The sequence below is a fragment of the uncultured Methanobrevibacter sp. genome (assembly GCF_905235195.1).
In the GTDB taxonomy this organism is placed as follows: Archaea; Methanobacteriota; Methanobacteria; order Methanobacteriales; family Methanobacteriaceae; genus Methanarmilla.
This window is the reverse complement of record NZ_CAJOKH010000017.1, coordinates 26,388-37,851: the sequence shown is the minus strand read 5'-3', so window position 1 is coordinate 37,851 and position 11,464 is coordinate 26,388. Positions and strand designations below refer to the sequence as shown.

The following is an 11,464-nucleotide window of genomic DNA, read 5'->3' as shown; positions in this document are numbered from 1 at the left end:
GAATAAACAAAGCGAAATATAAATAATAAAATGAAAAATCTTGTGAAAAAAATAAAATTAAAAAATCTCAGAAAAAAATCTTAGCTTGACAGCATTGATTATTTTCATAAAATATATTAATTAGTAAAATAAGAATTAAAATAAATTAAATTAATTTTTTTTTATGTAAATTAGTATCAAAGGTTATAATATGGCAGTAGTTAATAAAAAATTTTATAATAATGAAACTGAATATAGTGATGGTTCAGTTGAAGATGAAATATTAGATATTGTTAAGAATAATGATGATTATGAGGATATAATTAATGAGGATTTAAGATGGCCTGTATTTTACCATTTATCTCATTTAAGAGAAAATTTATTTAATTGGTATCCTTTCCGTAAAGATGCTAATCTTCTTGAAATTGGTGCTGGTTGTGGGGCATTAACAGGATTATTTTGTAGTAGAGTTTCAGATGTTACTGCTGTAGAATTAACTGAAAGAAGGTCTAAAATTATTTATAACAGACATAAAGATTTAGAAAATCTCGAATTATTTCCTGGAAACCTTAATAATATGGAATTTAATAAAAAATTTGATTACATTATTCTTTGTGGAGTTCTTGAATATGCGTATAGGTTTACTAAATCTGATAATCCTTATGTTGACTTTATAAAGAAAATTAAAAGTATGCTAAGTGAAGATGGAGTCATATTAGTGGCAATTGAAAATCGTATTGGATTAAAGTATTTATCTGGTTCTAAAGAAGACCATCTTGGAAGATGGTTTGTTGGAATTAATGACTATCCTGATGTAAAGACTGTTAGAACATTCTCTAGATTTGAACTAGAAGAAGTTGCTAAAGAAGCTGGATTTGAACATTATAAATTCTTTTACCCATATCCAGATTATAAATTCCCTCATGTCATCCACACTGATGAATTAGTTGAAGATATGCCGGTTCCATTTACAGCTCCTAATTATGACCGTTCTAAGGTCAAATTATTTGAAGATCATATTTTCAATTATACATTAGCACAAGAAGGAATATCTAAATATTTTGCAAATTCATTTTTCTTAGAACTTAGAAATAGTGATATTCCACGGGAATCTGATAATTTAGTATATTCTAAACAAAGTGCTTCCCGTGATAAAAAATTTAGAACATGTACTAGTATTTATAAAAAAGATAATGGATATGTTGTAAGTAAATCTCCATTAACCAAAGAGGCTAAACAACATCTTGAAAAGATGAATAGTTTTTCCAATCATTATTTTGGAAAAATTAAATGTTTAGATAGTGTTATGGAAGATAATAATTTAAGTTATGAATTTATCCAAAGTCCAAATTATTCTGAACAAATTACAGACATGATTAAATCTCATAGTGATAAAGATAAAGTCATCACTAAATTAAAAGAAATTTATTTTGCAATGACTGCAAATGCTTCAAAAAGAGAAGATTTCTACACTGATGAATTTAAACAAGTATTTGGTGATAAAGAGATTAAGGAAGCATTTTATGGTGAAGATGTATCTAATATTGATTTAATATTATTTAATCTCTTTAATGTTAATGACGAAATTGTAGCTATTGATTATGAATGGTATTTTAACTTCCCTGTTCCTATTGAATATATATTTTGGAGATCTCTTAATTATGAAATAGTCCACAATAAACTATTTAAAAATTTCTTTAATATGGAAGAATTATTTAATGCTATGGAATTTGACACTGATTGGATTGATACATTTAGGTCTTGGGAGAATAACTTTAGTAAATATGTTGGTTCAGTACCAAAACCTAAGCAGAAAATTATTAATGGATCAAGCATGGTCAAAAAAGCTAATGAATCTGGTAAACAGTTAAGAGAAAAACAAAAAGAGATTAATAAGTTGAAAAAAGAAAATAAAAAACTAAAGAAAAAAGTTAAATTAATGGAATCTTCTAAATCTTGGAAGATTACTAAACCACTTAGAAGCTTAAAAAAATCAATTTAATTCTTTAAATGTTTTTTATAAGTTCAATATTATTTTTTCTTAATTTTTCTATCTTTATTTATTTTCTTTATAATTTTTTTATTTTTTATTTCATTAAGTTTTATTATTTTATTATAGTAAACAATTTTTTGATAATTTTTTTATTTAATAATTTCATTGAGTTTATAAGTTTTTAAATAAATCTATAAAGTTTAATTTCTATTATGACTTTTCATTGTTTTAAATTAGAAATTTATCTTCTTCAGACTTGTTTGATTATTTTTTCTATAAATTTATATATTATAAGATTAAAATATAATCTGAAAACTTTTTTTTAAATATTATTATAGTATGCCTATATATTATTTAGAATTAATTTTAAGCATTTATATCAAGGAATCGTTTTTTAATATATATACTTTAATTAATTATTCATTTGGAGGAATACAATGGATTTAAATATTAAAACAAATAAGAATGACCATTTAGATATTGGTGGAGCTGATGCTTTAGATTTAGTTGAAGAATTTGGAAGTCCTATTTATGCAATTGATGAGGCTAGAATAAGAGAAAATTATAATAAATTTTATAATTCATTTTCAAAATATTACTCTGATTTTAAAGTGTTTTATGCATGTAAAGCTAATACAAACCTTGCTGTTATGAAAATTTTAGAAAGTGAAGGATGCTGTGTAGATACAGTATCTCCTGGTGAAGTTTATATATCTCGTAAATTAGGATTTTCTCCAGAAAGAATATTATTCACTGGTAATAACATTACAGATGAAGAACTTAAAATGGTTCATGATATGGGGGTTATTTTAAATATTGACTCAATATCAGCACTTAAAAGACTTTCAGAAGTAGTTGACCCAAAAGGACTTAAAATTTCATTTAGAGTAAATCCTATGGTTGGTGCAGGTCACCATGAACATACAATTACTGGTGGAGTAATGAGTAAGTTTGGTATTATGGATAATGAGGCTTCAGAAGTTTATTCTATGGCAAAAGATTTAGGATTTAATCCAATAGGTATGCATTCTCATATTGGCTCTGGAATCTTAGATCCTGAACCATTTAAACTTGCAATTGGTTCTACAATGGATATTGCAGGTAAAGTCCATGAAGATGTAGGTATTGACTTTGAATTTGTTGATTTTGGTGGTGGTGTAGGTGTACCATATACACCAGAAGAGAAAGCCTTAGACCTTGATCACTTTGCAAATGAAAATATTACTTACTTTAAAGAGAAACTTTCAGAATATAATATGGGTACTCCTACTATGTATCTTGAACCAGGTAGATACTTAGTTGCAGATGCAGTTACATTACTTGTTAAAGTTAATAGTGTAAAACAAAGCTATAGAAAATTTATTGGTGTTGATGCAGGATTTAATACATTACTTAGGCCTTCCATGTATGATTCATATCATCATATTGTAGATGCAAGTAAAATGAGAGCACCTATAAGTCAGGAAGTTGATGTTGCAGGTAATATATGTGAATCTGGAGATTTATTTGCAAGAGATAGACCTCTTCCAGATGTAGAAGAAGGAGATGTTTTAGGAATATTAAATGCAGGGGCATATGGATTTACAATGGCATCTAATTATAATTCAAGACCTCTTCCTGCGGAAATACTTGTAAATAATGGTGAGGCGACTGTAGTTCGTAAAGCTCAAACATTTGACGATTTACTTCAGGGTCAAATTATTCCTGAACATTTAGAATAATTGGTGATATTATGGATTTAAAAGGATTAAAATTTTCTAAAATGCATGGTATTGGAAATGATTTTGTAATTATTGATGAAAGTAAAGTTACCCAAATTCCAGAAACTGATAAAGCTGAAGCATGTAGATTCTTATGTGATAGACATTTTGGTGTAGGAGCAGATGGAGTATTATTTGTTGTCTCATCAAATGTTGCAGATATTGGTTATAGAATGTTTAACCCAGATGGTAGTGAAGCTGAAATGTGTGGAAATGGAATAAGATGTTTTGGAGATTTTGTCTATAATCATAAAATACTTGAAACAGAATCTATGACCGTAGAAACTAAAAGCGGAATTAAAACTATTGATATTACTTTGGAAAATAATAAACCTAAATTTTTCAGAGTAAATATGGGAACTAGTACATTTAAAACAGAAGAAATCCCTATGAATTATGACTTGGACGAATGTATTGATGGGGAAATAGATGTTGATGGTGAAACTTTAAAACTTACTGTGCTAAGTGTAGGAAATCCTCATGCAATTATATTTGTTGATAATGTTGATGAAGTTGATATTGATAGATTTGGTCCAGCTATTGAATGTTACAGACTTTTCCCTGAAAAGATTAATGTTCATTTTGTTGAAGTTATATCAGAGCATGAAGGTAAAATGAGGACATGGGAACGTGGTGCTGGTGTAACTTTAGCTTGTGGAACTGGTGCAACTTCAACAGCTATTGCAGGATACAAATTAGGACTTTTTAATTCAAATGTACTTTTACATTTACCTGGAGGTAATCTTAAATTTACTGTATATAAGGAAGGTGAAGAGTTAGGTGCATTTATGGAAGGTCCTGCAAGATTAGTATTTGATGGAGAAATAGAATAATTTCTCTGTTTTTTCTTTTGTATTAACATAGTTTATTAATTTTAAAAACAGCTATTTTTTTATTGTTTATTTATTTATTTATTTTATTCCTTGTTTTAGTTCTTATTTTTATTCATTATTTTTATTCATTATTTTTATTCATTGTTTTTAGTATTATTTTATTTTCATTATAATCTATTATTTTTCATTAAATTCTATTATTTTATTATTTATTTTATTATATAACATAATGTCCGTTTTCTTTATTTTATTTAATTATATATATTATATTATATTATATTACATTATTTATGAACTATTTTTTTTTAAAATTAGTTGATTGAGTTTTTAATATTGCTCTTTATAGTAAATATGCATTAATTAATACAATATCTTCAAAGAAAAAATGTTCACTTGCAGCTACTTCACACATAAAACCTTCTTTTGATAAAATTTCAAATGTTTTATTTATATCAGATAATGATGATTGAATTAGTTGCAATAAACCTCCCTTGTTTAAATGATTTTTCACTTCATATAAGAATGGGTCTATAATTTTTCTTCCATCTGCTCCACCATCAAATGCATAATTTAAATTATCATCAATAATGTCATCTTCTTCAGTTGGTAGATATGGGGTATTAAATAAAATCACATCAAATTTTCTATTTTCAAGTTCATCAAATAAATTACCAAAAACAAATTCAACATTTTCAATATTATTTTTTGAAAAATTAACTCTTGCAAGTTCAAGAGCATCAAAATTAATGTCTGTAACTGTAATTTGGCTATTTGTAAGTTTAGATGCAAAAAGTCCTACAGTACCAGTTCCAGTTCCAATTTCTAAAACAGTATCTGATTCTTTAATTTCAAGATTCTCTGCTAAAAGAAATGTATCCTCTGCTGGAATGTATACTAAATCATTGGTTTCTATTTCAAAATCTTTAATTTTCATTTTCTCACATATTTATTTAAATTATATAATTACTAGAAACTTAATCAAATCTAAAATTTATTTTTAAATAATTCTTGTAGCAAGCGAGTTAAATCTAAAATTTCTTCTGGAGATAAGTTTATTGGTCTTTTATTTAGAAGCTTATTTAACTTATCATTTTTAATATCTTCCAATTTTATTTTTAATTCTTTTTTATCATTATAACCTATTTCATGGCGGGAATTAATTAGGGCATTTTCTGATTTTTTATTTTTATGTTGGAATAATGCTTTAGCTATTTTTTCATAATCTTCAAATAATTGTTTTTCTTCTTTATTTTCCATATTAAATTTATGGTTTGGAATTAATTTTACAACTGCAGAGTCAACTTTAGGTTTTGGCATAAAACATTCTTTTGGAACATCCATTAAAAATTCAGTATTGACTTTAAAAGCAAGCATTACATATAATCTGGAGTAGTTTTTATCTCCTACAGCAGATAACATTCGTTGTGCAAATTCTTTTTGATACATTAGTACTGCCCTATCAAAAGGATATTCAAGTAATTTAAATGTAATGGGGGATGAAATTTGATAAGGTAGGTTGGATACAACCTTGTTGAATTTATCAAATTCAACTTTTAGAGCATCATCATTTATTATTTCAATATTGTCGATATGATTTTCTTCAACTCTTGATTCAAGAATACTTGCAACCCTTTTGTCTTGTTCTATACAGATAAGTTTTGATACGTGTTTTGCAAGTTCTAAACTTAAAGTACCAATTCCTGGACCTATTTCAAGAACGGTATCTTTTTTTGATAATTCAGCAAATTTAATAATCTGAATTCTTTTATTATTATCAATTAAGAAATTCTGACCTAGACTAGATTTAAGTTTAAGATCATACTTTTTTAAAAGATTTTTTGTTTCTTTTGCAAGTGAAGTATTTGTATTATCTTTCAATCGATCACATCTTTAAAAAATAATAATTTAAAAAAAGTAATAATTTAATAAATTTAAATTCTTTTATTCATTATTTAAAATAGAAAAATAATGTTTATTAATGAATTACTAAAATATAAATTTAAATTTATAAAATAGAAAGTATTTAACTAATTTGATTAAAATTAGTATTGAAGAAATTAAATAAAATTCAATTCGATATTATCTTCTATTATTGTTTCTGTGATGTTTTTTACCATTTCTTTTATCATCCTTAGGATATTCTTTCATTCTGTCATAAGGTATTTGGGTAAATAGGCAGTATTTCTTTTTACCTTTTTTAACAGTTCCAGTATTAAGTTCTTGGAGAACTCGATTTGCTATCATAGTAACCGGATCAGGTAATGCAGGAACTCTAGTTTTAATATCTTCATAACTTTCAAATGGTTTTTCTTTTCTAGCTTCAATAAGAGCCCACATTGTTTTTTTACCAATACCTGGTATAAGTTCAAGTTTATGTAATCTCATACTAAGTGGTTCTGCATTATTAAAGAATTCAACATATTTCTCTTCGTCATTTTCAATAATTTCTTTAATAGCATATTCAATTTCAATCCTACTTGTCGCAGTTAAATTTTCGTATTGAAGTTTTTTAACGGTTTTAATTTTATCTCTTTTTCCAGACCCAATGTAAACCTTTTCGTGGATTTCAATATTTGCATTTGGTTTAGGAATAAGTTCAAGTAAAGTGAATTTATCACAACCGATTGCTTGTGCAACAGGTTTTCTTTTAAAATTTGTTAATTTTTCGTTAACATAACCTAAACTAAGATAATCTAAAATTATTGCATTTTCTTCCTTTACAAAAATCCTTTTTTTATTATTTTGTTTTTTATTTGCCATAATATTTTCTCCTTTTTTTTATCTAGTTTAAGCACAATTTTAAATTATTATTATAATGGTTATTGATTAGGTATTTATTAGATAGTATATAATAATTTTTTTATAAATTTTAATTATTAATTTTTAATTAATTAATTATAAAATTATTTGTATTCACATAGTTTGTTTTAATTCGCTTAAATATTTATTTAAAAAATAGTCTTTTTTAAAATTAGAATTTAATTTAAAAAGTAGTAAGTTTGATTTATTGTAAAAGTTAATTTTAACTAAGCAATTGCTTAATAATTTATATTAAAAAACAGCAGTCTTTAATTTTAATATTTAGATTATAATTATGATGATTAAAGAATTTATTCTTCATCATCAACTATAATAGCATCATATTTGTCTATAATATCAAGAATTTCTTCCATTTCTTCGTTTTTAAGGGAAACTCTTTCTTTAGCAAATAATAATCTCATATCATCTAAATCTTGAGGTAATAAATCAGCTATGTGAACTGCTATTTTTTCAGTAATTTTACCATCAACTGCCCCTGTAAGTTCTTCAATCAATTTTGAAGCATCTTCTTCTGTGAGTTTGCTGAAGGTACTTACATGACTTAAAGTAAGGTTTTGTTCATAGCTAAGTTCATTTTCTTCGGCAAATTCTTCAAGAATATTTTTAACTTTAGATGCAGGGATTGGTTCCTTGCTAACTGTTTTTTTACTTATCATTCTAATCTACTCTTGTAATTTTAAGTGATCTGGCCTTACAATTAATTCTTTGAATTTGTTACCATCTTTCAATCCAAGTAAATATGCTTGACCTCTTTTACCAATAATCTCTGCAGTTTTTCCATGGAATCTGGAATGAGGTTGGCCTCTGTGAACACTTGGGTCGATGATAATATGTACTAAATCTCCTTCTTCAAACGTTTGGAGTTTGTTAGTAATAGGATTAGAACGACCAGTACGTGGTTTTTTGGTTAATTTTTTCCTTGATCTACTTTTAAATCCTCTTGATCTTTGCATTTTCATAACCTCTAATAATTATTTTTATAATAATTAAATGATTTTAGTTTATTTTAATTATATATCTTTATTTTAATATAAATTAAAAGTTTTAACCTGTAAAATCAATTTCAATAATAAAAACATAGTTTTTTTATAAATTATATTAAATGGATAAAAATTCTAAAAATTCAATTGTGAAAAATAATTTATAATTTGAAACTTTTCTCCATTCATTAATAATAATTAATTATTTTTAAAAAGTTATTAATATACTTTTAGTTTTTTTATAGTTGAATTTTAAAAAATTAATATTTTCAATAAAATTCCTTTTCTTTTTTTATTTTACTATTAAATAGGGTCCTAGATTTTTACTTATTTTTTAACAACGTATATTATGTATTATTGTATTTTACAATAGTTACATAGTCGAATTTTTGTAGTGTTATAAAAATTTTGTTTAATATAAAAAAAGGGTCAATTAAATCAATAAATTTAAATACTATGAGTAACAAATACTTATTTAGTGAAAAAATGTTACCAAGTTTAAATTATGATTCAAAAGACCCAAAATTTATTTAGTTAGGCAAAATATTTAAAATTATCGATTCTAAAAAATTTAGAAATAATTGTAGTCGAAATGGTATAAAAAACCGTCAAATGATAATAAATTCAATTAAAATTCTTTTTATAAGCATGTATTTTAATTATACAGTTTCTCAGGTCATTAACGAGTTAAATCATAGCAGAAAATTAAGAAAATTCGCTGGGTTTTCTAATGAAATATCAAGCTCTGAACAAATTTATGAATATTTGAGTAGATATTCAGCAGATCAATACTGTAAAATAGTAAATACAACATTTTTAAGTTTTAATAAAGAAAGTATGGAAAATATAATCGTTTTATTGCTGATGCTACACCCTCTGCTTGTGATTTCAATAATGATAAGCATTTCATACCAAAAGAACATCTGGAAAAATTAAATTTAAAATGGTCATTTTCCACCACTAAGGGCCATTTTGTAGGATTTAAAGTAACAGTTGTTTTAAATGAGAAAAATATGACTCCTGTTTCTATTTTAATACATTCTGGTGCACCTAACGATTCCAAAATTTTTGATGAAGTTTTACAAAACCTAAAGAAAAGACGAATCATAAAAAGAAAAGACATAATTTTATTTTATAGAGGATATTACAGCTATAAAAACTATCAAATTGGAATCAACAAGTATAAAATTGTCCATGTCATATTTTCAAGAAATTCATTTAAAGCAGAAAAATTACAAGGAAAAATATCCTACCCATTGGAAGTATTTTCAAAAAATAAAAAATCAAACAATTAAAAAAAGATATAAATAATATAACATCAATATTATTCAATAAATTAAAAAACTGGAAAGAATTAAAACCTATACGTGGAATAATAGAAGATTTCTTCAAAGTAGCAAAAGACGCTTTTGGATTAGGAGAATTCCACAGTTATACAATAGAATCCATGAGCAAAAAAAATATATTTATGCCTATTATTAACAACACTCATCATACAACAAGGATATAAAATAAAAACACAATTACAAAGACTAGCAGAAGGCAATATCAGCCAAAAAACACCAGTCAACAAAAAAAAATAAAAAGAACAAAAATAAAAAAGAAATAAAAAGAACAAAAACATTATTAAAAACAGGACAACAAAAACTAACAAACAAACAAAAAGAAGAACAAACAACACTCCAAAAATATAGCCAAATCTAGCACCCTATTTAGAAATAGGATTGTGAAATTTTTAGATGTTGACGAAACACTCTAACTATTCACATTTTTTTTTAGTTGTGTTGATAATTTAAATTTTAAATTTTATTATTAACTTATTTTTTACTTACTTCAAGAACATCAAGTTTTTCACAAATACATTCAGTATTTAAAAGACCGCTTACACTAGGATTACTTCTACCTTCATCTGAGGATATAAGTTCTTTAATATATAATCCACCTTCAGTTTTAATTTTCATTTTAAATGTGTTTGAATCAATAATTTCTGTTTCTAAATCAATGACTCTTTTTTTTCTAATCATATCAGCACGTCTACGTTTAACTCTAAGGGGAGTTTGCTGTTCAATTAAATTTAATGTTTTTAAAATCTCAAGGTCTTCTTTTTTAATATTACCTTTAGATTTTACAAGTGCTTCATATACTTTATATGTATCAGGTGATGAAACTTTAATTTCTACTTTTCTATTACGTTTACAGTATTTTAGATTATTGTATTTAGTTTTACCATTTGCATATTCATTTGCTTCTTTTTCTATATCTTTTAAATCTAAATTTCTAATTTTTGGTTCTACAACCTCAAGTACAAATGGTCTACCGTCTCCGAGCATTAATACATCTATGTCTTCTCTGCCAGCTCCATGGAATTTACAGGAACGACCTTTACTATATTTTAAAACAATATCGGATAATATTTCCTCAACAGATTCTGGATATAATTTTCCTGTATAATTACAGTATTCACATCCTTTTCCATGACATTCTCTACATGGCCATTTAGTTTGAGGAATTCCACGTATGAATTTATTATATTTTCCTTCAATAAAAATAGGATTAATCTTAATATAGACTGTGGGCTCTTCTTTTTTAAAGTTTATTTCTATTAAAATATTGTTATTATCAAATTCAACTTCTTTTTTGTATCTTTTCTCAAGTGTTAAACCAACGATTCTATTAATTTCTTTTTTAATATTTTCACAGTCAACATTAATACATTCACTTATTTTTTCATCAATTTTTAGAAGATCTTTTTCAAGTCGACTTCCTACTAAAAAATTATCAAATTCCAGACTTATATAGTTAATTTTTTGGTCTATACGTTCATATAATGATTCATTGATTTTTTCAAATAAATTTCCACATATTGGACATATATCTTCACTTCTTGGTTGGTCTAGTTCTAAATTTTCTCTTATAATTATTCCTCTATCTTCATTGTCATTACCATCAATAAGTTTAGAGAATTTACGTCCTAGGCAATGGTTACATATTTTATTTTCACTTAAATCAATTAATTTCATTACTTTTTTTACTGTTTCATCTTCCATAGTATCTACTTAAAATAAATATTAATTATAATTAACATAAAAAAATTATTAA

General features: G+C 25.2%; 10 protein-coding genes. 4 read left to right on the top strand and 6 right to left on the bottom strand.

Annotation, left to right across the window (positions count from 1 at the left end; translation table 11 throughout):
- Positions 1-190 precede the first annotated feature (190 nt).
- The 3 genes from QZ146_RS02840 (at position 191) to dapF (ending at position 4,565) form a co-directional block, all read left to right on the top strand.
- A complete protein-coding gene (locus tag QZ146_RS02840) occupies positions 191-1,981 on the top strand; it encodes a bifunctional 2-polyprenyl-6-hydroxyphenol methylase/3-demethylubiquinol 3-O-methyltransferase UbiG (RefSeq protein WP_295722131.1) in 1,791 nt (596 codons plus the stop codon).
- 428 nt (positions 1,982-2,409) lie between these two features.
- Positions 2,410-3,693, top strand: coding sequence for a diaminopimelate decarboxylase (lysA, locus tag QZ146_RS02835; protein ID WP_295722130.1), 1,284 nt, complete (start codon positions 2,410-2,412; stop codon positions 3,691-3,693).
- A gap of 11 nt (positions 3,694-3,704) precedes the next feature.
- On the top strand, positions 3,705-4,565 hold the full coding sequence (dapF, locus tag QZ146_RS02830) for a diaminopimelate epimerase (RefSeq protein ID WP_295722129.1): 861 nt from the start codon (positions 3,705-3,707) through the stop codon (positions 4,563-4,565).
- 340 nt (positions 4,566-4,905) lie between these two features.
- Here dapF and QZ146_RS02825 read toward each other — a convergent pair whose 3' ends face one another.
- The 5 genes from QZ146_RS02825 to QZ146_RS02805 form a co-directional block, all read right to left on the bottom strand.
- Entirely contained in the window at positions 4,906-5,493 is a 588-nt protein-coding gene (locus QZ146_RS02825) for a HemK2/MTQ2 family protein methyltransferase (RefSeq protein ID WP_295722133.1), read from the bottom strand.
- A gap of 56 nt (positions 5,494-5,549) precedes the next feature.
- A complete protein-coding gene (gene rsmA, locus QZ146_RS02820) occupies positions 5,550-6,443 on the bottom strand; it encodes a 16S rRNA (adenine(1518)-N(6)/adenine(1519)-N(6))-dimethyltransferase RsmA (protein WP_295722128.1) in 894 nt (297 codons plus the stop codon).
- 201 nt (positions 6,444-6,644) lie between these two features.
- Complete coding sequence (locus tag QZ146_RS02815; protein WP_295722127.1) at positions 6,645-7,325, bottom strand: DUF655 domain-containing protein; 681 nt, start codon at positions 7,323-7,325, stop codon at positions 6,645-6,647.
- 350 nt (positions 7,326-7,675) lie between these two features.
- The gene (locus QZ146_RS02810; RefSeq protein WP_295722125.1) at positions 7,676-8,041 is read right to left on the bottom strand and encodes an RNA polymerase Rpb4 family protein; all 366 of its coding nucleotides are present in this window, start codon (positions 8,039-8,041) and stop codon (positions 7,676-7,678) included.
- 6 nt (positions 8,042-8,047) lie between these two features.
- Entirely contained in the window at positions 8,048-8,338 is a 291-nt protein-coding gene (locus QZ146_RS02805; RefSeq protein WP_295722124.1) for a 50S ribosomal protein L21e, read from the bottom strand.
- Positions 8,339-9,222: 884 nt separating this feature from the next.
- On the opposite strand from QZ146_RS02805, the gene QZ146_RS02800 reads away from it, so the two are divergent.
- Complete coding sequence (locus QZ146_RS02800) at positions 9,223-9,660, top strand: transposase (protein WP_295722132.1); 438 nt, start codon at positions 9,223-9,225, stop codon at positions 9,658-9,660.
- Positions 9,661-10,182: 522 nt separating this feature from the next.
- Here the strand turns inward: QZ146_RS02800 and QZ146_RS02795 are convergent.
- The gene (locus tag QZ146_RS02795) at positions 10,183-11,412 is read right to left on the bottom strand and encodes a tRNA pseudouridine(54/55) synthase Pus10 (protein WP_295722123.1); all 1,230 of its coding nucleotides are present in this window, start codon (positions 11,410-11,412) and stop codon (positions 10,183-10,185) included.
- Between the last annotated feature and the right edge of the window lie 52 nt (positions 11,413-11,464).

Excerpts from the sequence above, each read along its gene's own strand:
- QZ146_RS02805 (WP_295722124.1), bottom strand. The coding sequence starts at position 8,338 with ATGCAAAGATCAAGAGGATTTAAAAGTAGATCAAGGAAAAAATTAACC.
- dapF (WP_295722129.1), top strand. The coding sequence starts at position 3,705 with ATGGATTTAAAAGGATTAAAATTTTCTAAAATGCATGGTATTGGAAAT.
- QZ146_RS02795 (WP_295722123.1), bottom strand. The coding sequence starts at position 11,412 with ATGGAAGATGAAACAGTAAAAAAAGTAATGAAATTAATTGATTTAAGT.
- QZ146_RS02840 (WP_295722131.1), top strand. The coding sequence starts at position 191 with ATGGCAGTAGTTAATAAAAAATTTTATAATAATGAAACTGAATATAGT.
- QZ146_RS02810 (WP_295722125.1), bottom strand. The coding sequence starts at position 8,041 with ATGATAAGTAAAAAAACAGTTAGCAAGGAACCAATCCCTGCATCTAAA.
- lysA (WP_295722130.1), top strand. The coding sequence starts at position 2,410 with ATGGATTTAAATATTAAAACAAATAAGAATGACCATTTAGATATTGGT.
- QZ146_RS02815 (WP_295722127.1), bottom strand. The coding sequence starts at position 7,325 with ATGGCAAATAAAAAACAAAATAATAAAAAAAGGATTTTTGTAAAGGAA.